Genomic DNA, 23,640 nt, shown 5'->3' with positions numbered 1-23,640 from the left:
AAAAAGGAGCCCATATCTGGGCTCCTTTCTTATTACGATATTACGACAAAGACAAAATATTATACCCACAATCCACATGGATCATTTCGCCTGTAATCCCGCGTGATAAATCACTCATTAAGAATAACGCAGTATCTCCTACTTCTTCTTGTGTAGTCGTACGGCGAAGTGGTGCACGCTCCTCGATTTCTTTTAACACATCGTTAAATCCAGAAATGCCTTTTGCCGCTAACGTACGAATTGGACCAGCTGAAATCGAGTTAACGCGGATCCCATCTTTTCCTAAGTCATTTGCTAAGTACTTCACACTTGCATCTAATGATGCTTTTGCTACACCCATGACGTTATAATTTTTCACGACACGCTCTCCACCGAGGTACGTTAACGTCACAATACTTCCGCCATCTGTCATTACTGGGCGAGCTGCTTTCACAACTGCTGTTAATGAATATGCACTAATATTTTGCGCGAGCAAGAACCCGTCACGAGTTGTATTTAAATACTCGCCTTCAAGTTCGTCCTTGTTTGCAAAAGCAATACAGTGTGCGATTCCGTGAATCACTCCAACTTCTTCTTTAATGCTAGCGAAAGTTTTCTCCACTTCCTCATCATTTGTTACATCACAAGGAAGAACTAAGAAATCGTCTCGCTCTAATGTTCCTGCTAAATCACGAACATTCTTCTCTAGACGTTCTCCAGCATAAGTAAAAATTAAACGCGCTCCTGCTTTCGATAGAGATTGCGCAATCCCCCAAGCAATGCTTCGTTTATTAGCTACACCCATAATCACATATGTACGATCTTGTAATGATAAATTCATAATGTTCATTCCCCTCCTAATATTTAAGGAACCATGTAATAAAAATTTTTAATTGACTAATCACTTGCTATTAGTACTTGGTACTAATATGAGTATAGCATGTTTTGTATCTATTGGCATAGTCTTCCCTTTTTTAATATTCTTCTTCTACTCGGATTACCCTTTTTTTGTGACGATATTTCGCTTAATAAATTGGCAGTTTTCACATTCAAAAATGACGTTTTGATTTGATTGGGCTGTTAATAAGTTATTTAATGGCTTTTCAACTTTGCACTTTGGACAAACGACGACTGGCTCCATTTCCACCTCATACCCCTCTTTTCTTATGAATGTCTGTTATTATTATCGCCAACAAAAAACCTCCTAATAATAGGAGGCGTAAAATTAATCACCAAATTCTCTTCTTGGTAGTAAGGTTCTTGGCACATCTGTCCCTCTTGAACCACGTAAATCAACTTTATCTTTTTCAGGTGGAAATAAGATAATAAAGCTTTCAGGAATTGCCTTCGCAAGGATACGTGGCAGTTCTTCTAACTTAGGGTGCCATGCAATTGTTCCTCTTCTTGCACTTAGGACAATAACTAAGTCATCTTTTTTCAACATTAACAAGTAATTTTCAATTAATTCATTCCACGTTTTTACATTTGCAAATTTCATAGAAACATCAGGTTTCATTTCTTCAAACGTTTTTTTATAAGATGTGCTTTCGTCCTTAATGACGAGTACAGACAATTTAGCTCCTATTTGATTCGCCATTTCTTTTACCGTTTTAATACCTTCATAATATCCTGACTTATGATTGACACCTGATGGTAAAATAAGGACAATTCTTTTCGTCGTATTGAGTGGGTGGCCCAGCATAGAAACTAAAACCATTTCGTTCGTTCGATCGAGCAATTGGTCTAATACTCCGCCAAAAATGCGCTGAGGAGTTGATAATTTTCCATTCCACCCGATCACTACTTTTGTAATTCTCGTTTCTTCTATTGCTCGAAGAATGCCTGAAGATATATTGGGGTCGACACGAGTTAATAAATGAACAGGAATATTCGCTCCCGAGGCATAGGTGAGTGCCTTACCGAGCATCTTTTCGGCTTCAGCTACCTTTTCTGCGGATCTGCCATTTTGTTCGCGTGCGACCGTTAGCGGATAGATTGGCTCATTACTATTTCCACGTATGCTAAATGATAAGTTGAGTAATGCTTCAACTGAATTTGGATTAGCTAATGGAACTAATATTCTTTCAGGTGCATTACTTGGTTCATACGGCTGTTGTTCTTCTAACAAAGCAATTTTCCGACCATATTTCTCGACCATGTATGGACCTACCATACACGTAACAAGAATCATGACAATTACCCCGTTAACCGTGGCTTGGTCAAATAACCCAAGATCAAAGCCGACAAGTGTTGCTGCTAGCGTCGCTGCTGCTTGTGGTACGGACAAGCCAAACATGAGACGAATTTCATCTTTTGAATATTGATAAAGTTTACCACTAATCCATGCCGCTAGAAATTTTCCTAGCTGAACAAATAAAACAATCGCAGCAGCTAAAACCCAAGCACTAGGTTCACTTAATAACACACGAACATCCATTAACATTCCGACAGATAACAAGAAAAAAGGAATAAAAATGGCATTACCTACAAATTTTATCCTGTTCATTAACGGACTATGTTCCAAAATAAATCGATTTAGTGCAAGACCAGCTAAAAAAGCACCTATGATCGGTTCTAATCCAGCAACCGTTGCAAAAAAAGCTGTAATAAATAAGATTGTCATAACAAAAATATAATCTAATGTCCCTTCACTGCTCATCGAACGAAAAAAGGATCGTGCAAGATACGGGATAATGATTAAAACAGCCGCTACGTAAACACCTAATGAAATCAGCATTTTTACCCAAAAAGCGCCGTTTAAATCTCCTTCCATTGATGCAGCGATAATGGCGAGAATTAAAAGTGCCAATGTATCTGTCATAATCGTTCCACCGACAGTTGTCGTTACACTTTTATTTTTAGCAATCCCTAATCGACTGGCAATCGGATACGCAAGTAAAGTATGTGACCCTAACAATGATCCTAATAATATCGCTGCTGGGACTGAGTATTGAAGGATTATCCCTAGAGCTGTTCCAAAGATGAATGGTATAGTAAAGGATAATGAACCGAAGACAATACTTCGTTGCCTATATTTTTTAAAGCCTTCTAAATCAATTTCTAGACCTGCAATAAAAATAATATATAAAAGGCCTACTGTACCTAATAATATGATTGTTGGATCTCGATCTAATAGCCCTAAACCTTTTGGGCCGATAATCACTCCTGCAAATATTAACCCAATAATTCCAGGAACTTTTATTCGGGCCATAATTATGGGAGCTAAAAGGAATATTAGCATAGCAATTGCAAAAATTAACACTGGATTAGAAATTGGATTTTCTAGCATATGCATTGCTCCCTCCTCATTTGTTACTTTTCCCTTTAAACATTTTCGATGCGAAAGTGTTTAAACAGAAATGCCATATTCCCTCATTTTATGGAAAAACTACTTGTACTATGCTGTCGAACAGTTTTTTTATGATACTACATTTTTACACTGGAGGAAACTAATATGTCTATTGATATAATTGGTGATATTCACGGTTGCTATGATGAATTTAAACAACTAACAGAAGAGCTCGGCTATGATTGGTCAGAAAATATTCCTATTCATACTGATGGTAGAAAATTAGCCTTTGTAGGTGATTTAACGGACAGGGGACCACATTCCATCCGAGTTATTGAGGTCGTATATGAGCTCGTTCATCGAAAATTAGCCTACTACGTTCCTGGAAACCATTGTGATAAACTTTACCGCTATTTCCTCGGTCGAAACGTACAAACGACTCATGGCTTAGAAACAACAGTCGCAGAACTTGAACAGTTATCTCGTAAAGATTATAATGCAATCAGTTCAAAGTTCCGGAAACTCGTTGAAAATTCTAATCTATATGCTGTCTTAGATGATGGGAAGTTAGTGATTGCCCATGCTGGAATTAGACAAGATTATATTGGTAGGCACGATAAAAAAGTAAAAACGTTTGTCCTATACGGTGATATAACGGGTGAAAAACACCCTGATGGATCACCTGTTAGAAGAGACTGGGCCAAAAACTATACTGGAGATGCTTGGATTGTGTACGGCCATACACCAGTTGCTGAACCACGGTTTATTCATTACACCGTTAACATTGATACAGGATGTGTTTTTGGTGGTAAATTAACCTCTTTACGCTATCCTGAATTAAAAACTGTCTCTGTTTCATCAACGATGCCTTACGTTAGCGAGAAGTTCCGTACTTTTGACGATACGATCGAGTAATTTTTTACACTTTAAGAATGTTTAACTTGATTAAGGGACTAAAGTATAAGAAAAGACTTTGATTTTCGCCATTTTTGGCGATAAATCGTGTTTTTCTAAAGAAGGTGAAACCATGCAATTTTTTAAGATAATCTTATTTTTTTCAATTGTTTTCGTACTAGCTAGCTGTGGTCCGCAAGTAGAAATTCAAGGCGATGTCGACCAAAGCAAAGTCATCATTGATGAAGACCGTAATTTACTAACTTTTTACGTTCGGCTAGAAAACACGAGTAATTTACCCTCGGGGAATCTATTTGCAAAATTCGAACTATTAAGTGCTGAATTGATTGAAGAACTCGGTCAAGAAACGATACCTTTTGTCAATGAAAATCAAATTCCAGAAGCATTTAAAATAAGTGCGAATAGTGGATACTTTATTGGAGAGTCATTTGAAGTCGAGCAAATCTTTACGGAAGAGACATTGGCAGATGCTGTTGAAGTAGTTATTTTTGATGAAGACGGTGATGATGTCACTCGTTTTTCTATTACGCATGTAGAAATGGAGACCAATTAAGGACTACAACTTGTAGTCCTTTTTTAGATATTACAATCATCATTTATAATTCATTATGGCATCCACTTTTGCATATCGCTAGGTACTGGTGCTTCCATCGTAATTTGCTCTAGTGTAAATGGATGGATAAAAGAGCAATAATAACTATGTAATGCTTGTCTCATCATTTTATTTCGCTTTCCACCGTATAAATCATCGCCTATTAATGGGTGTCCTAAATACGCAAAATGGACACGAATTTGATGGGTCCTCCCTGTTTCAAGCTTAACTCTAACAACTGTTTCTTCCTCACTTTTTGAAAGTACAGTATAGTGTGTGATGGCAACTTGACCATCGGAACGCACTTCTCTTTCAATAATACTATCACTGGTTCTACCAATTGGAGCATTAATTGTCCCTTTTTCTGACATTAATTGTCCATCAACAATGGCGATATACTCTCGATGAATACTACCTGTTTTTTGTTCTTTTGCCATTAAATCATGGGCAAAACGATGCTTCGCAATAACAACAATTCCTGAAGTGTCTTTGTCGAGACGATTAACAGCATGAAACGTTGATGGAATCCCGTACTGATCATAATAATACAATACTCCGTTTGCCAGTGTTCCACGTAAATGATCTCTTGATGGGATCGTAGGCATACCTGAAGGTTTATTGACAACTAGGAAGTGATTGTCCTCATATAATATATTGAGTCGAATTTTTTCGGGTAGAATACTATCACTTCTTGTTTCTCGTGGAAAAACAATCATTACCTCATCGTTCAGTCGTAATTGTTTTCGGACCGTTGCAAATTCTCCATTTACAAAAATGGAGCCACCAGCAAATTTAATATCTGCTAGGGCTCTTTTGGATAACTTTTTTCCTTCCTTTAAAAACTCACGAAGAAGTTTACCTTCCCAGTTTTCTTCTACAGTCCATGTGATTTGTAGTCCTGCCATTTTTTCTAGTCTCCAATAAAAGATTCCTTTACACGTTTCCAAAACGGGAACGGTCTAAACCTTGCAAACTTAATCTTTTCCTCAGCTACCCGACACTGTATCGATTTAACCTGTTGATGAGTCCAGGAAAAGTGATCGATTGTTATAAGCAATTTCACATCATTTTGTGGTTTCAATAAACAGGTATGGTGCTGTGGTAAAACAAGTGGGGATCCTACCGTTCGATATACTCGGTTATTAATCGACGCCATTTCAGCTAATTGAATGGACGCAAGTGAAGGATGTAAGATCGCACCACCAAGTGCTTTATTATAGGCCGTACTCCCAGATGGTGTTGAAATACAAAGTCCATCCCCGCGAAACGTCTCAAACTTCTCACCTTTAATTTCAACGTTACAGACGAGTGATTCTTCAGGACTTTTCACCGTACATTCATTTAAAGCTAGTAAGCGCTCAGATTTATTATCACCATAATGTCGAATTACAACTTCTAACAACGGATATTCAACAATTTGAAATGGTGTTTTTGCGATATGAATGACTAATTTTTCTACTTCTTCGGGCATCCAGTCTGCATAAAATCCTAGATGTCCTGTATGTATACCGACAAATGAAGTTTCTTCTAATCGGTGTTTGTACGTATGAAAGGCATGAAGTAATGTCCCATCGCCACCGACCGTAATTACAATTTCAGGCTTATCTTCATCGTATTTTAATCCGAATTCAACTAAGTATGTTTTAATTCTTTGCTGAAGTGCATTCGAAACGTTATCTCCTCTAGAAGTCACGGTAAAATTCATAACATCAGACTCCATCTTTAGAAAATTTATTAATTATTAATGCGACCATGTTTTTTTGAAATGATTCGTTGGGCTTCTCTAACTTCTTCGCTAATTTGCGACATTTCTTCATCCAATTGAAAAGCAGCTTCGGCGGCACGTTGTAAACGTTGTTTATAATACTCAGGAATTTCTCCACTATATTTATAGTTTAAAGAATGTTCAATCGTTGCCCAAAAGTTCATGGCGAGTGTTCGTATTTGTAATTCAACGTAAATTTGTTTTTTTCCTGCAATCGTCTCGACAGGATATTTTATAACAATATGATACGATCTGTATCCACTTTCTTTCTTATGGTTTATATAATCGCGTTCTTCTACGATTTCAAAATCAGTTCGTAGTCGAAGAAATTCAATAATAGTATTAATATCTTCTACAAACTGACAAACAATACGGATTCCTGCTAAGTCTTGCATATCTTCTTCAATCCGTGTAAGGGGTATATCTTTACGTAATGCTTTATCAATAATACTGGCAACAGGCTTCACTCTTCCAGTTACAAACTCAATCGGTGTATGCTTAGAAGACTTTTGATACTGCTCACGGATCCCTTTAAATTTAATTTTTAGCTCTTCTACCGCTTGTTTATATGGGATTAAGAACGTATCCCAATTGTACATGTAACCACCAACCATTCTTCAAATAATCGCCTTCACTTTTTATCACTTTAAGAAAATTAATTTTTAAAGGAATAAAGAATTAGATAAACAACGATTTTCTCCATCGTGACGAAAAATCGTGTTTTTCTAAAGCTATGTTGATTATTTTGAAATAATTCTCCCAACAGCTTCTACCATTTTATCGCCATAATTGCTGTTATCCTGAATATTTTCTAGTAAGTAATTAAATTCATCTTTAAAATATGTACATTCAATCTCATATTCACTAGCTAATTCTATATATACGTTATTTATTTTCCTTAATGCTGTGGTTAATTCTGCCCAAAGGTGTTCTGGAATACTTACATGTTGATACCTTTCATCGTCTTCTAAAAGGTAGATGAATGCCAATTGGTCGGAATTTGCTAGCATTCTCCCTGCAGCTTGTAATAAAGAAGCCTCTTCTTTTGATAATGGTTTGGAAATATGTAAGATTATTTTATCAATTTGTATAGAAATATCGTTAACCTCTATTGATATCATAGTTGGTCCTCCTATTACCTCTCTTATTTACGTATCCATCTTACCATAATTTTCAGTTAGACAAGAATATAAAACCATTACATCTCCCCGATTGTACCGTATTTCTATCTATGACATAATGAAAAAAAGCGATGGCCTTCGCTACGCACTATAACGGCCATTTGATAAATGCACTAAAGTCTTTTTTGATCTGTTTTCACCTGTCGATTTTTTGACGCCGCTCATTTAAACTGCAGGAACATCATTTATAAAAGGAGTTATTATACATGGGACGTGAAATAGAAATAGAGGCAAAGAATTTATTGACTAAAGAAGAACTTGAACGTTTACAACACTATTTTTCCCTATCCGATTCCGAATTTATTTCTCAAACCAACCATTATTTTGATACTACTGATTTTGCTTTAAAGGAAAAAAAGGCTGCGCTTCGAATTCGCGAAAAAAATAACAAATATATAATGACTTTAAAACAACCGAACGAAGTCGGTTTATTAGAAACTAACCAATTGGTTTCCACTGAAGAAGCTAATCTTATGCTCGAAACTGGGACCATTCCAAATGGTGATGTGAAGTCAGATATTGAGGCATTGAAAGTTCCTCCTGCAAAATTTACTTATTTAGGTTCACTAAAGACGTCTAGAGCAGAAGTACAATATAATCAACAACTTATTGTTCTAGATATTAGTCATTATTTAAACATAGTCGACTACGAATTAGAAGTCGAAGGAACTAATGTGGATACCGTACAGGAAGAATTTAACCGTATTTTAAAACAACATAACATTCCAAAGAGACCGACTAAAAATAAAATTTTACGATTTTTTGAAAGAAAACAAAGGCTGTTTTTGTGAACTTTGTTGCTTTTGGACCGTTTTTTTAAAATAAAGTAGCCTTTTCATGACAAATTCATTTGTCTGAACAGCTATTTTGTTTTCAAAAGCTTCACTCGTAGCGTGAAGAGCCAAGCATCCCCTTGGCTTACGTTCCAAAAGCAAAGAGCAACAATCTTTGAGAAAAGAGCCAATAAAACAGCAACACCATGATTTATAAAAATCCAAATCGGACATTGTCTAATATTGTCTAGTACATTAAACTAGTTAATAGAATTAAGAATTCAGTCCGAGGTGACGTCAATGAACATAATGATGTTTCAACAAATTGCAGAAATGAATGCAATCCGACAGTTTCGAGGAACCAATTCCCCAACGAATAACTCCCCATTTCAAACATTATTTTCTGATTTTATCCAAAACGAAATGGAGAAGAATAATATACAACTCGACTCAAATCAACGAAATATGGATTTATTTATACATCCAACCATACAACTTGAGAGTGAAAAACATACGAACCCGCTTACAAATGGAACCGTTATTCCTTTAAAAGAAACAGGTAATTCACGGGTAGACAGTTATAAAAATTGGATTAATGACGCCGCAAGCAAATATAATTTAGATCCAAAGCTGATTGCTTCAGTCATCAAGCATGAGTCTAACTTTAACCCTAATGCTACAAGTCATGCTGGTGCGGGTGGACTAATGCAATTGATGCCTGCAACAGCCAGATACTTAGGTGTTACAAATGTATATGATCCGCAACAAAATATTGAAGGCGGTGCAAAGTATTTACGACAAATGCTCGATCGTTATAATGGGGATGTTCGTCTAGCTTTAGCTGCTTATAATGCAGGACCAGGCAATGTCGATAAATACGGTGGAATTCCTCCATTTAAAGAAACTCAAAATTACGTCCCGAAAGTGATGAACACCATTTTAAATACGTAACTATTCTAAAAATGCTTGGATGAATATTCATCTAAGCATTTTTTGCTACACATAATATTTTAACTATTTAATGGAAACTATATCGTCTAATATCAATTTTTTACTCCTCTAATGTTTCCACGCTTCCTATTTAGAGAATATTCCTATCTTCCTAACGAGAAGGCAAGTTCAAAACAGATTATTTGCTGTTAGAACTGACGATTGCTAAAATGGGTTTAAGAAATTATAACTAAAACATCCTCTTAAAGGAGATAACTATGTCAGAACATAAAACACCCTATGATGCATTAGGTGGAGCCGAAATTTTAAGCCAACTAGTCGATACCTTTTACGATAAAGTAAGTCACCACCCAGACCTTGCACCGATTTTTCCAGATGACTTAACTGAAACTGCAAGAAAACAAAAACAGTTCTTAACGCAATTCCTTGGAGGACCAACCTTGTATTCAGACGAACATGGTCACCCGATGTTAAGAGCTCGACATATGCCTTTTGAAATTACAACCCGTCGTGCTTCCGCTTGGTTAGCTTGCATGAAAGAAGCTATGGACGAAGTTGGATTACAAGGACCTTTACGAGAGCAGATCTTTAGTCGTTTAACTTTTACGGCTCATCATATGGTTAATCAACCGCACGATACGGAATAGGAAGGAGGGCACTTAGGTGACTTCAAAAGAAAATCAGTCTAGCTGTGATAACGTTCGAGGCTTTTGTGGTCCTATTGACGAACCATCCGTATCCAAAGAAAACAATTGTAATAAGAAACCGTTGGAAATCTATATTTTTATTGATCCGCTGTGCCCTCAATGTTGGGCCTTTGAGCCAATACTAAAAAAAATGCAAGTTGAATACGGACAATATTTCAAAATACGGTACTTTGTTGCTGGTTCGCTTGAGTATTGGAATAAGCCAAATACGAAAACCGTAGAAACGAAAAAACTTGAAGAAATTGCCAGAAATTGGGAAATGACAGCTAGTCGAACAGGGATGAGCTGTGATGGTGATCTTTGGTTTGAAGATCCGATCACTTCTCCTTACACCGCTTCTATCGCCATCAAAGCTGCTGAAATGCAAGGCCAGTTTGCCGCCATGAAATTTTTACGAAAGTTAAGGGAATTATTATTTTTAGATAAAAAAAATATTTCAAAAGAAAATGTATTAATTGAATGTGCAAACAAAGCTGGTTTAGACGTTGAAGAGTTTACAAAAGATCTTCATTCGGAAGGCGCCGTTAAAGCACTTCAGTGTGATGTCAAAATGACAAAAGAACTAGGAATAGATTATTCCCCTACTTTTGTATTTTTCAACGATATTATTGAGGACGAAGGATTAAAGGTAACAGGGTTTTATCCCTATGAAGTGTATGTTGAAATTATTCAACAGTTGCTGTGCTTTACACCTGAACCTTCTCAATCGATTACTCTAGAAAAGTTTTTATCTTATTATAACTTTGTAGCTACAAAAGAAGTGGCTGTCGTCTTTAATGTTTCGATTATAGAGGCTGAGAGAATGTTAAAACGCTTAATGTTACAACAAAAGGTTGAACGAGTACCTGTGAAGTATGGAACTTTTTGGAGATACATCGGTTGTTAGCAACTATCATTTTAATCGATAATTGGTAAACACCTATTTCCTATTTTTACAATTTAATATACAAAAACAATAAAGAGGCTGACAATGTCAGCCTCTTCTTTAATAGGGGGAGAAAATGTTGTTTAACACTTAATTATTTTACAATAATAATTTACCATACTTACATATTAATTTAAACTCTTATCCTAAACCGTTCGAAACATTGTCACAAGTTTTCTAGTATTTGTTTCTTTTTCATTATAAAGCAAGTTTTTTCTCAACAAAATTACAATTCTTTTAACAGTCATGATATTTGTCACTGTATAATTTTGATAATTCTAGCATGTCTTATTTAACATTCACATATTATTTTTTAAAGGTGGTTTGAACATAAATTGAGGTGAGCGAAATGAGAAAGGTCTTATTAACCATTGGGATCTTCTTGATCATTATTAGTTTTTATTTCATGATTCTTGGATTAATGAACGTATTTCCCATTTTCATAGCTGCCCCTGCTTTATTTATTTCGGTGGTTTTTACATTAATTGTACTCAATGAACGCAATCGTTTTCGGGGGTTTCGTTAATTAATCAAGTATTTCCTCAAGGCCTTGAAGTGGGAGTCTTAGCTCCAGTTAAATGGGATAATATATGCCTGACCTAGAAAGAAGCTGATGCGCCAAGGCACCAGCTTCTCTTATGTTATTCAGCTTCTAGCAGCTTTTCCATTTCATCTAATGTTTGTTCAAATACTGTACAAGCTTGTTTGATTGGTTCGGCAGATGTCATATTTACGCCTGCTTTTTGAAGAACTTGAATTGGGTAATCTGAACTTCCAGCTTTCAAGAATTCCAAATATCGATCCACCGCTGGCTGCCCTTCTTCTAAAATTTGTTTAGATAAAGCAGTTGCTGCACTATAACCTGTTGCATATTGATACACATAGAAATTGTAATAGAAGTGAGGAATACGCGCCCATTCTAAACCAATTTCTTCGTCAATTGTAATTTCATCGCCAAAATATTTCACATTTAAATCATAATACGTTTTCGTTAATAACTCTGGCGTCAGCGCTTCACCTGCTGCCGCTTTTTCATGAATGCTCTGTTCAAACTCCGCAAACATCGTTTGTCTAAACACAGTCCCTCTAAAGCCCTCTAAAAAGTGATTTAATAAATAAAGCTTCTTCTTTTTATCATCGGTCGTCTTAAGTAAATAATCATTGAGCAAAGCCTCGTTTAAAGTAGAAGCTACTTCTGCAACAAAGATGGTATAGTCGCCATACGGATAAGGTTGGTTTTCTCGCGTATAGTAACTATGACAAGAATGTCCGATTTCATGAGCTAATGTAAATAGATTGTTCACATTATCTTGCCAGTTCATTAAAATATATGGCATCGTTCCGTATGCTCCTGAAGAATAGGCTCCACTTCGCTTACCTACATTCTCCTCAACATCGATCCAACGTTTTTCGTATCCTTCTTTAATGATGTTCACATAATCTTCTCCTAAAGGAGCAACACCTTTTAATACCAAATCCTTTGCTTCTTCGTAAGGGACTTCCATTTGTACATCTTTAACAAGTGGTGTATACAAATCATACATATGGAGTTCATCAACACCTAACACTTTTTTACGTAGCTTAACGTAGCGATGTAGTAAATGCAGGTGATCATTAATCGTTGACACTAATTGGTCGTAAACAATTTCAGGAATATGATTTTTACTTAAAGCTGCCTGTCTCGCTGAATCATATTTTCGCACATTCGCATAGAAAATGTCCTTCTTCACTTGCCCGCTCAAAGTACTTGCAAACGTATTTTTAAATTTATCATAGGTTTCATAAACAGCCTTGAAAGCGTCCCTTCTTACTCTTTGGTCTGACGATTCTAAAAAGCGGATAAAGCGTCCGTGTGTAATTTCAATCTCTTCACCTTTCTCGTCGGTTACTGTCGGGAACTTCAAGTCTGCATTGTTTAAGCTACCAAATGTAGAACTAGGAGTTTTAAGTGCCTCTGCTGCTTGAGCAAGAATAGCTTCTTCTGCTTCTGTTAAGACGTGTGGACGACTTTCATTAAGCTCCTCTAATGCATGTTTATATAATTTTAACCCTTCATGCTGCGCTATAAATTGGCCTAGCGTTTCTTCTGGGATAGATAAAATTTCAGGAGTCATATAGGATGCTGTTTGACCAAACTTTGCAGCTAATCCTTGAGCACGATCATTTAAGCCTTGATAAAACGAATTTGTTGTATCTTGGTCATAACGCATATGCGCATATGTATAAAGTTGATATAATTTTAATGAAAGGTCATCTTGCTGTTGCAATGCTTCGTACAACTGTTCAGCCGATTGTCCTAATGTTCCTTTATATTTTGCTAATTGTGGTAAGGCATTACTTATATTTGAAAACTCTTTTTCCCACTCTTCATCTGTTGCAAATATCGCTTCTAAATCCCATGTTAATTCTTTATCAATTTCCTCACGTTTCGGTAATGATTTTGTAGCTTTTGCCATAATTTATACCTCCATTGTTTCTCTAATTCCTTTTTTACAGTGATTACATAATCACTAAAAGGATGATTGTTATCTCTACTTAATATACGTTCTATATGGATAATAACATTCCTTTATTTACCCATTAATATTTAATTAATTTTTACATTCTTAACAAACTCTTCGTCTCTTTTAATCGCTTCTTCGATAGACTGTGGATATTTGATCTCTTTTACTCTAAAAAATTCTTTAGTTTTATTCCTTTTAATAAAACCAGAATGAAGGAGGAGTTGTAAATAAGACATAATCGCATACGAAAAATGTCCCTCATAATATGGGAGCGATCTAATTCTACAGATGTTCGTTTTTACCAACTCTTTTAAGTATCGATATACATCTTGAAAAGTAAATTTGTATTCAAGAGGAAAATTTAATAGGTAGATAAGGATGAATGTTTGCCATATATGTGGAGAAGTTTCAAACCATTGATGGTGTTTCGTTGGCCATCCTGCTTCAATCGGATATAACCAAGGAGAGATCTTGCGCTGTAAACAATAGTCATTAAAATATTTTTGCGTCCGACTTGGATAAGGCGTCACACTATAACGCCATTTCTTTTTTATTGTAATCCAATATAACTTCCAGTTATCGTCATAAACATCAACGTTACCTAATAACGATGCAAAAGAACAATCTTGGAGCCGTGTGATTTTTATTTGGGATAAGGCTGATTGTGACGAAAGAGAGGAGACATTTAGTAAGGAAAAAAATTGTTGCGTAGTGGAACAATAATAAAGTAGGAAGTTATCAAGCTGAACATGAGGTTGTAATGCTGCCCATTCGATCGGAGATAGTGAGAATAGTATTGAAGACTTACGAGTAAGTCGATTGCCGCCGTAGATCCAAATAGGCAAGATATCTTTTTCCAAGTAACTCCTCGTTCGTTTCTCAAATAATGAAAGGGGGATCGGTGAACATTGGTATTCAATTGCGTAATAGCGCTTTTGATAATGAATGAGGATGTCTGGTCTTTGATTTATCGAAGTTAAGTATGGTTCAAGTAACGCATGAATATTTTGGCTGATAAACCAGTGATAAAGTTGTTCTTTTCCTAACAAATGATAGTCTGATTCGGCTTCTAACTCAAGATTACAACTGACTTCACCATAATGAGCAAAATGCCATCGTCTTTTTGATCCTAGTTTTAGTCTTACTGACTTTTTACAAACGGGACAAACGAAGCGAAAGTTCTTGCGAAGTTTTTCTAATTGTTCTTTATTCCACCCCTTTACTAAATTAATTCTCTTTTTATCATTGGTATGTGCTACAAGCAAAGTCCACACTCCTTTCATATTCCACGAATACCTTCTACTGCAATGAGATAATCCCTTCTGTCTTTACTGGAATTTTACAAAACGAAAATAAAAACCCTTCTCCATAGAGAAAGGCCTTTACAATAACGGACTTGATAACCTAGATGTTGATTCTAACAAACGATGAATAATCGATCGTTTCTTAAAAATTTCATAGTCGAGTTGATTGGAATGTTCCAAATCAAAAATATAATCACTAACGAGCTTCGTCACACTTTTCGTACGATATAAAAATGCGTTGACTTCAAAATTAAGATGAAAGCTCCGCATATCCATATTCGCTGTTCCAATCGAAGCGATTTGCTTATCAACAATTACAATTTTACTGTGCATAAATCCACGGTGATACTCGTAAATCTTCACTCCTGCTTCTAATAATTCTGGAAAATAGGAACGTGAAGCATAAAAGACAATTCGTTTATCAGGACGATTCGGAACTAGAATTCGTACATCTACCCCACTTAATGCTGCGATCTTTAATGCACTTAAAATATCGTCATCAGGAATAAAATAAGGCGATGCAACCCAAATTGATTTTTTAGCGGAAACAATCATTGAAAAGTATAGCTTCTTAATGACCTCCCACTGCGTATCAGGTCCACTAGATATGAGTTGCACACCACCTTCGTCATTTCGATCAACGAGGACAGGTGAAAAATATTCTGGATCTAAAACAGCTTCCTTCGTAACATAGTACCAATCCTTTAAGAAGATAAGTTGTAAAGTTCGAACCGCTTCTCCTCTTACATACAAGTGTGTATCTCTCCAATAGCCAAAATACTGATCCTTCCCTAAATATTCATCGCCAATATTTAACCCGCCGACAAAGGCGACATGGCCATCAATAACGACGATCTTTCTATGATTGCGATAGTTAACCTTATGTGTAAAATAAGGTAACTTAACGGGAGCAAATGGCCTCAGTTCCACTCCTGCTTCCCGCAAGTCTTGTATATATTTTTTTGATAGTTTCCAGCTACCAACTGCATCGTATAAAAATCGAACCTTGACTCCTTCTTGCGCTTTTTCAATCAAAATTTCTTTAATTTCCTGTCCAAGTTCGTCATCTCGAACAATATAGTAAACAAGATGAATATGCCGTTTTGCCATTTTTAATGTTTGTAAAATATGTGCGAACGTTTCTTTACCATCTGTTAATACCTTCGTCTCTGTTGAAAAAGATATAGGGTTATTACCTAGTCGGTGCGCTAACCGAAACACTAATTGATGATGTCCACCCATTTTTTCAAGTCGTGATTCGTCTATTTGCCGATTTCCTTCAATATTTTCAAATGCTTGTTCATCCTGAATCGCTTTTTGAATAAATGACCTTTTTTTTCGATGATTTTGACCAAACAAAAGATAAAAGAAAAAACCAACGACTGGAAATACACCAAGTACCATTAGCCATGTCAACGTCTTTGACGGATGACGGTTCTCAAAAAAGATGACAATCGCAATAAAAAGGGCAGACAATGAAAAGATAATACTAGACGCCCCAACGATCCATCCTTCCATATAGTCCCTAAACAAATAGAGCACACTGATAATCAATAAAATAAATATAATTACATTTAACCTTGTTTTCATAATAATCTCCTTGAACGATCTAATACATCTGCAGAGACACACACCATTGAGTACATGTTAAGGGTCTACTTAATATTTAGCTAAATTTATATACTTATGTAAAAAGAAAAAGACTGACTCAAATGTAAAGTGTTACTCCTCCTAATCACAATACAATGAATATAGAAATAACCTATATATCATCATATGCGAAGAGCAAGGACACTTATGAGTCGGCCTCATCAAAACTCTAAACTACGATCACTCATTATTTGAGGAGTGTTTTAAACTAAAGTAATTACGTACAGTTGTTAATGCATCGTCTTTCATAACTAATTTTCCGTATTCTTGAATACGATAAATTGTAATTTCAGATTCATAGCCATACTCTAAAATTTGACTTAACATATCATCTTGTTCATCTTCATCGTACCGGTCATCATTAAAGACAACATGAAGGTAATATTTCCCCTCAAAATGATAAAGTTGATTTTCCATTCCTTCTGGTACAAAACTATGACTTAAGGCGATGAGATCTTCAAAATCTTCAAAACCTATCACAAGTTCAAGTATTTCATTATAGTCTTCATCTATGTCTTCCTCAGAATTACCGTTTCCAAACTGAGCGTCTAACATTTCAACTATATTTTGATCTACTGGTAAATCAGCCATTTTATCATTCGAAACTGGAATTTCTAATTTTACATGACCGTCTGAAATTTGACCTCTTGTTACAACAATTTCTAATCCTTTATCTAAAGCTTGTACTTGGATCCACAGTGGTCCTTCAAGCTCAAATTCTTCTCGATCATGCGCTTCACTCATCATTTCAAAGAAGAGTTCTTCGCTTCTTTCACGATTATACCAAATTTCATCCCGGTCAAATCCACGGGATTCAATATCCTTATACGTAATATAAAACTTAACTGTAGATTCATTCACTCTTTCGATTTCCATATATCTCTCCCTCCAGACATTATCAATAGAAGAAAGCCTTCTAAATTGATATTCATAGCTTCCAAACGACGTAATTCTAATAAATTTCAACTACTCATTGAGGGTGTATTGTAAATTAGAGTTTCTCTATATTACTTCTATTGTATGACAAAATGATCGGAATTGGAAATTAAAAAACGGACAATTTTACTTTTTTTTCTGAATTGTGCGTCAGCCCGATCAGTTTTCTGTTCTGAACTATTATTATGACGTATAGACTAGGAATAAGACAACCTTTCCACCTTTGTTTTAAGGCTATGCTTATTATTAAATACTTATTATGAGCGATTACGGTTTGTTTTGTCAATGAAACAGATAAGGATGATTGTTTAAAATGGATATGGATTTTATAATTTCCCTATTAACCATCATTGGTATTGATATCATTTTAGGTGGAGATAATGCGATTGTTGTTGCTCTTGCTTGTCGTAATCTCCCAAAAGAACAGCGCAACAAAGCTATCATTCTCGGTATCAGCTTAGCTCTATTTATTCGTATCGCATTAACCCTTGTAGCCGTTCAACTTCTTCAAATCCCTTATTTACTTGCGATTGGTGGTGCTTTGTTAATTTATATCGCTTACGATCTCATTTCTCAAATGGACAATGAACATAATGTACATAGTGGGTCCAATATATTTAGTGCAGTTAAGGCTATTCTCATTGCAGACTTTATTATGGGTGTAGATAATGTCATTGCAGTTGCTGGAGCTGCGCATGGGTATCCAGCACTTGTCATTTTCGGCTTAATCATTTCTGTACCTATTATTATCTTAGGTAGTAAACTGATCCTCTATTTCTTTGAGAGATTTCCATTTGTTATTTACATTGGTGCAGGTATTCTTGCTTTTACAGCTGGAAGAATGATCACTCATGAAGAACAGCTAGCACCTTTGTTCGAGAGCCATCCAATTATTACTATTATTTTTCAAGCAGCTGTCATTATCGGTGTTCTTTTAACAGGCTTTTTTAAACAACGCGGGTTATTATCATACTTCTATACAAAATATTAATTTAATGGAATATAAAAAGAGGCTGAACTATCAGCCTCTTTTTATATTTAGTTGACCATCTTTTGTGCTTCTAATAAGTGGAACGTTCTAACCTTCCTTGGTAAGAATCGACGAATTTCAGCCTCGTTATATCCAACTTGTAACCTTTTATCGTCAAAAATAATTGGACGACGAAGTAAACCTGGGTTTTCACTGATTAACTTAAATAAAGTTTGAAGCGGTAAAGCCTCTACTTCAACATCAAGATCTTGAAAGACTTTAGAACGTGTTGAAATAATTTCATCCGTTCCATCCTCAGTCATTCTTACGACCTCTTTCACTTCATCAATGGATAGTGGTGCGGCAAAAATATTTCGTTCCTGAAAAGGAATGTCATGTTCTTCTAACCAAGCTTTAGCTTTCCTACAAGATGTACAACTCGGTGATGTTAATAGGGTTACCATAAATGGACATCTCCCTTCAACAATGTATATCAACATCATTACAATTAATTTTTACTTACATTAAGCATTATACAATAATAATTCTAAATTGAATACCCCCATTTGAAAATAAATGTACATAGATTATACAACATGCTCATAGAGGAAACAGGCTTTGTTGACAGCAATAGCCTTAAAAAGTACATACTGAAACTTCTCTGATTTTTATAAAGTTTCCTTCTTAATTAGGAAATTGAAATGAAAATAACATAGTTGTTACATGATTGTCACATCATATGGAAGTACTCTCATTTTTCAACTAAAAATATAGATATTGAAATTTTTTAATAAGACTTTTAAAAACTGAGGATTAATAATAGGAGTGACCATAATGATTAAATATATATTTAATCGATTCACAGTTTTCGTTTTTCTCATTGTCTTCTTTGTAGGTTGTGGTACAGATGATATTACGAGTGATAGTACCGAAAGACAATCCTTGTTAGTATCTGTAGAACAAGCGGAACAATCAACCATTCGGCAGTCATTAGAATTAAATGGACAAATGATCCCTAAAGATCAAGTCCCTCTTTTTACTGTTACACCGCTAGAAGTCAAAAATGTACATAAAAGTGTTGGTGACACTGTAAAAAAAGGTGAATTGTTAGTCACGCTAGATACAGAGTTAGCAAGAGAACAAGTGAATCAAGCAAAAAATGCGGTCGCCGAATTGGAAAAAACGCTTGAACAAGCTAGAGAGTTAAATCGGACAGCGCAAAATGAAATAAAACAATTACAAACTCTTCAACAAGAAATGCAACAATCGTTAAATACAACAAGAAGCACTCTTGAAAATCTTGATGAAGAAAATGCTGATGTTGCCTTGCTTGAATTTATTCGTAGTTCTTTAGAGTTAAGTTTAAAGCAAGCGGAGCTTTCTCAAGCAGCTGGAAATCTTCAACAAATACCTGCGATTAATACAATGGAACTAGAAATCCAACTCGAAACCGCTAAGCAGAATGTCCGACAGGCCGAAAAAGGGTTACAAGCCACCGAATTGACTGCACCCATCACAGGTATTATTGCTCAAATGGAGGTCACTGTTGGACAAATGGCTGTCCCTAATTCTCCCATCGCAGTCATTGTTAATTTAGATCCTGTTATTGCTATGTTTTCTGCAAACAGTTTTCAAATATCTAAACTTCAGCAAGGTATGGATGTAGATATTACGATTAACGGGCTCAATGAAACGTTTCCGAATTCTATTACAACAGTATCTCCTGTCATTAATCCACAAACGAATACGTTTACGGTTGAAGCTGAGTTAGAAAACCCTGACCTTTTGATAAAAGGTGGAATGCGTGCGACAGCAATGGTTGATTTAGGCACAATTGATGAAGCCATAGTCATTCCAATCGATAGTGTTTTATATGAAGATAATAAAGCCTATGTGTATAAAGTAGCTGATACATCTGTCGTTCGCCAATCGGTCGAACTCGGATCACGGGAAGGAAATCTAATTGAAGTACTTGAGGGAATTGAAGTAAATGATTCGGTTGTCACAACTGGAAAAGAACGTTTAACAGAAGGTGCACAAATTACGATACGAAGCGAGTGAAACATAACATGAATATTGCTAAACTATCTGTTCTGAGACCAGTAGCGATGGGTATGGTCATTTGCCTAGTCATCATACTCGGTATCGTTTCTTTAAAAGATTTATCTGTTGATTTATTTCCTGAGCTTAGCTTCCCTATCGTTGCAGTTACCGCTTCTTATGAAGGAGCTGGTCCTGAAGAAATTGAACAAATTATTACACAACCTATCGAAGAAATGATGTCTAGTTTGCCAAATGTAGAATCGGTGACTTCTACTTCAAGAACAGGTGGTGCGCTGATTCTTGTAGCGTTTGATTGGGGTACAGATATGGATTTTGCGACATTAAATATGCGCGAGCGAATTGATATGATTAGGGAAGCGTTACCGAATGAAGTGCCAACACCTCAAGTTCTTCGATTTGACCCAAGTCTTCTGCCAATCGTCCAACTAGCTGTAAGTGCACCTGACGGGAATATTATTGAAGCTAGGAAATTAGCTGAAAACGATATAAGACCCATGTTGGATTCAGTAGATGGAGTCGCTTCCGTTCAAATTGAAGGTGGTACTGAACAAGAAATTCAACTCATCGTCGACCCTAATCGTTTAACCGCATATGGATTATCTATCACGGATCTCCAACAAATAATTGCGAGTGAAAACTTAAATTTGCCTGGTGGACAACTTCAAGACTTTAACTTAAATTTACCGATACGAGTGACAGGGCAATTTACTTCCATTTATGACATTAAAACGTTACCAATTCCGACAAAAGAAGGGGCGATCCCTTTATCTGAAATCGTTGATGTCGTTGAAACATTAAAACCAACCACACAAGTTAGTTATTTAAACGGTCAACCGAGTGTAGGAATTTCTATTTTAAAAGCAACGGGCACCAACACCGTTGCGGTTGCAAGAAATATTAATCAACAAATAGAAACGCTAGAAGAGTTACTTCCATCGGGAGTTCAAATTCGGTCGATCTTTGATCAAAGTCGTTTTATTGAACAATCGATCCGTGCTGTAGCGTGGAATATAGTACTAGGAAGTCTTCTAGCTGGTATAGTCCTTTATTTATTTTTACGGAATATAAGAAGCACAATGATTATTGGATTTTCAATTCCAATTTCTATTATTACGACCTTTTTGTTTATGTATTTTAGTGGACAAACCTTGAATGTCCTTACACTTGGGGGGCTTGCTCTCGGTGTTGGAATGATGGTTGATAATGCAATTGTTATTTTAGAAAATATTTACCGGCTCAGACAAGATGGTCTCTCAATTAAAGAAGCTGCGATTGAAGGGACAAGTGAAATTGGTGGGGCAATTATCGCTTCTACCCTCACTACTGTCGTTGTTTTTTTACCCATCATTTTTGTAGAAGGATTAGCTGCACAGTTATTTAAACCACTCGCTTTAACTGTCGCCTTTTCTCTATTAGCATCATTATTTACAGCACTTATCATTGTGCCATTATTATCTTCTACTCTTATGAAAGTAAATGAGGAAACGTCCTTCTTTCAGGAAGGCTTTCAAAGGTTAACATCGTTTTATAAAAAAATGTTAATCAAAGCGTTAAAACGACCCAAGACGGTCATGATCACTTCATTCAGTTTATTTGCCCTTTCTTTTGCCGGCATTCCGTTTATAGGGACTGAATTTCTTCCAGCTCAAGATCAAAGTTTTATTAGTGTTGACGCTAGACTTCCAGCAGGAAGTTCCCTTGAAAGTACACAGGATGTAGCAGATGAAATAGAAGAAAGAATAAAACACCTTTCTGAAATTGACTTAATTTATGTCACTGTTGGGGGTACAGACAATTTTACGGTCGGTGCGGGTTCGCAGACGAACCGGGCTTCATATAGTATTTTGTTACATGAACCTAACAAGCGAACAAAGAGTGATTTAACCATTGCCGAAGAGATCCGCAATCTTGTAGAAGACATACCAGGTGCTGAAATCTCAGTATCTGCTAGTGATACTGGATTTGCCGAAAATCCAATATCAATAACTATTAAGGGGCAAGATTTACAAACATTACACCATTTGTCTCATAAGGCTATTGAGCTCATTTCTACGGTTGACGGTGTGCGTGAGCCATCTTCTAATTTCACCGTCGGAAGTCCTGAAATTACAGTAACGATCGACAGAGATCGCGCCGCGAATTATGGAATAGGTAGTGCGCAGATTGCAAGTGCAGTAAATAATGCCACAAGAGGGATGGTAGCTTCACGATTAGCGAGAGGTGGGGAGGAACTCGATGTTCGATTAGTCGTAGAAGAGCGTTATACGGCTTCTATTGAAGAACTTGGCCAATTGTTGATCGATGCTCCTTCGGGAGAACGAATTCCTCTAGACGCAGTAGCTACGATTGCTAGAGACCAAGGTCCGAGCACGATACGACGAGCAGACCGTCTCAGGGAAGTAACCGTGTCGGCCTCCATCTTAAATAGAGATTTAGGAAGTGTCATTAACGATATTGAAGCCGTATTGAAAGAAGAACTCGCACCACTCCTTCCTACCGGGTACCGAATTAGCTTTGGGGGTCAAAACGAACAAATGAACGATGCGTTCTTTAAATTGGCTGGCGCAATCGCTCTTGCTATCGTATTAGTCTATATGGTAATGGCTGCACGATTTGAATCTTTATTTTATCCGTTTATTATTATGTTTAGTGTTCCGATCACTATGATTGGGATCATCGTTGGATTGTTAGTAACATTTCAACCCTTTGGTGTTGGATCATTAGTAGGAATATTAATTTTAACAGGCATTGTCGTTAATAATGCCATTGTATTAGTCGATTATATTAATACTTTAAAGCAAAAAGGGCTCTCTAGTTTTGATGCGATCGTGGAAGCTGGTCCAATACGTTTACGCCCCATACTCATGACGGCACTAACGACAATACTCGGGCTCATTCCGCTAACTTTAGGGTTCGGTGAAGGAACAGAAGTTCAACAACCGATGGCAATCGTCATCGTATTCGGTTTAAGTTTTGCAACATTCATTACATTGATTTTAATTCCAGTCATTTACTACGTCTTTGATTTGCGTAAAGAAAGAAAGCTGTTAAAAAAACAAGAAATGTTAACTTGAACTGATCCAATGACGGTGTCACGCTAATCGTGGCACCGTTAACTTTTTGATTTATATAAGT

At 36.2% G+C, this 23,640-nt stretch carries 22 protein-coding genes; 10 read left to right on the top strand and 12 right to left on the bottom strand.

Annotation, left to right across the window (positions count from 1 at the left end):
• Positions 1-40 precede the first annotated feature (40 nt).
• The 3 genes from fabI to BK574_RS23895 form a co-directional block, all read right to left on the bottom strand.
• Complete coding sequence (gene fabI / locus BK574_RS23900; protein ID WP_075387255.1) at positions 41-820, bottom strand: enoyl-ACP reductase FabI; 780 nt, start codon at positions 818-820, stop codon at positions 41-43.
• A 156-nt stretch (positions 821-976) separates the two neighbouring features.
• Positions 977-1,126 (bottom strand): hypothetical protein, encoded by a 150-nt coding sequence (locus tag BK574_RS27950; protein WP_169917363.1) that lies wholly within the window; start codon positions 1,124-1,126, stop codon positions 977-979.
• A gap of 78 nt (positions 1,127-1,204) precedes the next feature.
• Positions 1,205-3,268 (bottom strand): cation:proton antiporter domain-containing protein, encoded by a 2,064-nt coding sequence (locus tag BK574_RS23895; RefSeq protein WP_078430970.1) that lies wholly within the window; start codon positions 3,266-3,268, stop codon positions 1,205-1,207.
• Positions 3,269-3,433: 165 nt separating this feature from the next.
• Here BK574_RS23895 and prpE point away from each other — a divergent pair, with 165 nt between their 5' ends.
• Both prpE and BK574_RS23885 read left to right on the top strand, forming a co-directional pair.
• Positions 3,434-4,183: a bis(5'-nucleosyl)-tetraphosphatase PrpE gene (gene prpE / locus BK574_RS23890; protein ID WP_075387254.1), complete on the top strand. Its 750-nt coding sequence runs from the start codon at positions 3,434-3,436 to the stop codon at positions 4,181-4,183.
• Positions 4,184-4,295: 112 nt separating this feature from the next.
• The gene (locus tag BK574_RS23885) at positions 4,296-4,736 is read left to right on the top strand and encodes a hypothetical protein (protein WP_078430362.1); all 441 of its coding nucleotides are present in this window, start codon (positions 4,296-4,298) and stop codon (positions 4,734-4,736) included.
• A gap of 53 nt (positions 4,737-4,789) precedes the next feature.
• On the opposite strand, the gene BK574_RS23880 is transcribed toward BK574_RS23885, so the two are convergent.
• The 4 genes from BK574_RS23880 to BK574_RS23865 form a co-directional block, all read right to left on the bottom strand.
• Entirely contained in the window at positions 4,790-5,680 is an 891-nt protein-coding gene (locus tag BK574_RS23880) for an RluA family pseudouridine synthase (protein ID WP_078430361.1), read from the bottom strand.
• A 5-nt stretch (positions 5,681-5,685) separates the two neighbouring features.
• Positions 5,686-6,480 (bottom strand): NAD kinase, encoded by a 795-nt coding sequence (locus BK574_RS23875; protein ID WP_078430360.1) that lies wholly within the window; start codon positions 6,478-6,480, stop codon positions 5,686-5,688.
• A 29-nt stretch (positions 6,481-6,509) separates the two neighbouring features.
• Positions 6,510-7,139, bottom strand: coding sequence for a GTP diphosphokinase (gene yjbM, locus BK574_RS23870; RefSeq protein WP_075387250.1), 630 nt, complete (start codon positions 7,137-7,139; stop codon positions 6,510-6,512).
• A 141-nt stretch (positions 7,140-7,280) separates the two neighbouring features.
• The gene (locus tag BK574_RS23865) at positions 7,281-7,661 is read right to left on the bottom strand and encodes a UPF0738 family protein (protein WP_078430359.1); all 381 of its coding nucleotides are present in this window, start codon (positions 7,659-7,661) and stop codon (positions 7,281-7,283) included.
• A gap of 266 nt (positions 7,662-7,927) precedes the next feature.
• On the opposite strand from BK574_RS23865, the gene BK574_RS23860 reads away from it, so the two are divergent.
• The 5 genes from BK574_RS23860 to BK574_RS28130 all read left to right on the top strand — a co-directional run bounded on the left by BK574_RS23860 (position 7,928) and on the right by BK574_RS28130 (position 11,603).
• Complete coding sequence (locus BK574_RS23860; RefSeq protein WP_078430358.1) at positions 7,928-8,512, top strand: CYTH domain-containing protein; 585 nt, start codon at positions 7,928-7,930, stop codon at positions 8,510-8,512.
• 282 nt (positions 8,513-8,794) lie between these two features.
• Positions 8,795-9,445, top strand: coding sequence for a lytic transglycosylase domain-containing protein (locus BK574_RS23855; protein WP_078430357.1), 651 nt, complete (start codon positions 8,795-8,797; stop codon positions 9,443-9,445).
• Between the two features lie 257 nt (positions 9,446-9,702).
• Positions 9,703-10,092 (top strand): globin domain-containing protein, encoded by a 390-nt coding sequence (locus tag BK574_RS23850; RefSeq protein WP_075387246.1) that lies wholly within the window; start codon positions 9,703-9,705, stop codon positions 10,090-10,092.
• A 16-nt stretch (positions 10,093-10,108) separates the two neighbouring features.
• On the top strand, positions 10,109-11,038 hold the full coding sequence (locus BK574_RS23845; protein WP_078430356.1) for a DsbA family protein: 930 nt from the start codon (positions 10,109-10,111) through the stop codon (positions 11,036-11,038).
• Positions 11,039-11,426: 388 nt separating this feature from the next.
• Positions 11,427-11,603 carry a hypothetical protein gene (locus tag BK574_RS28130; protein WP_218970617.1) on the top strand — a complete coding sequence of 59 codons (177 nt, stop codon included), beginning with the start codon at positions 11,427-11,429 and terminating at the stop codon, positions 11,601-11,603.
• 115 nt (positions 11,604-11,718) lie between these two features.
• On the opposite strand, the gene pepF is transcribed toward BK574_RS28130, so the two are convergent.
• From pepF to mecA, 4 genes are all read right to left on the bottom strand, one after another.
• Complete coding sequence (gene pepF, locus BK574_RS23840) at positions 11,719-13,533, bottom strand: oligoendopeptidase F (RefSeq protein WP_078430355.1); 1,815 nt, start codon at positions 13,531-13,533, stop codon at positions 11,719-11,721.
• Between the two features lie 131 nt (positions 13,534-13,664).
• On the bottom strand, positions 13,665-14,846 hold the full coding sequence (locus BK574_RS23835; RefSeq protein ID WP_158211739.1) for a competence protein CoiA: 1,182 nt from the start codon (positions 14,844-14,846) through the stop codon (positions 13,665-13,667).
• Positions 14,847-14,963: 117 nt separating this feature from the next.
• A complete protein-coding gene (gene cls / locus BK574_RS23830; RefSeq protein ID WP_078430353.1) occupies positions 14,964-16,475 on the bottom strand; it encodes a cardiolipin synthase in 1,512 nt (503 codons plus the stop codon).
• A gap of 240 nt (positions 16,476-16,715) precedes the next feature.
• Positions 16,716-17,411, bottom strand: a complete 696-nt coding sequence (gene mecA / locus BK574_RS23825) for an adaptor protein MecA (protein WP_078430352.1) — start codon at positions 17,409-17,411, stop codon at positions 16,716-16,718.
• 373 nt (positions 17,412-17,784) lie between these two features.
• Between mecA and BK574_RS23820 the strand changes: the two genes are divergently transcribed.
• Positions 17,785-18,462 (top strand): TerC family protein, encoded by a 678-nt coding sequence (locus BK574_RS23820; protein ID WP_075387241.1) that lies wholly within the window; start codon positions 17,785-17,787, stop codon positions 18,460-18,462.
• A 47-nt stretch (positions 18,463-18,509) separates the two neighbouring features.
• On the opposite strand, the gene spxA is transcribed toward BK574_RS23820, so the two are convergent.
• The gene (gene spxA, locus BK574_RS23815; RefSeq protein WP_075387240.1) at positions 18,510-18,905 is read right to left on the bottom strand and encodes a transcriptional regulator SpxA; all 396 of its coding nucleotides are present in this window, start codon (positions 18,903-18,905) and stop codon (positions 18,510-18,512) included.
• A gap of 370 nt (positions 18,906-19,275) precedes the next feature.
• Here spxA and BK574_RS23810 point away from each other — a divergent pair, with 370 nt between their 5' ends.
• Positions 19,276-20,502, top strand: coding sequence for an efflux RND transporter periplasmic adaptor subunit (locus BK574_RS23810; RefSeq protein WP_078430351.1), 1,227 nt, complete (start codon positions 19,276-19,278; stop codon positions 20,500-20,502).
• On the top strand, positions 20,499-23,579 hold the full coding sequence (locus BK574_RS23805; protein ID WP_238458079.1) for an efflux RND transporter permease subunit: 3,081 nt from the start codon (positions 20,499-20,501) through the stop codon (positions 23,577-23,579). Before BK574_RS23810 ends, BK574_RS23805 begins: the two co-directional genes overlap by 4 nt.
• Positions 23,580-23,640: the final 61 nt, after the last annotated feature.

It is taken from the genome of Alkalihalobacterium alkalinitrilicum (genome assembly GCF_002019605.1).
Lineage (GTDB): Bacteria > Bacillota > Bacilli > Bacillales > Bacillaceae_F > Alkalihalobacterium > Alkalihalobacterium alkalinitrilicum.
The sequence above is the reverse complement of the archived record's forward strand: the minus strand, read 5'-3'. Positions and strand labels throughout refer to the sequence as shown.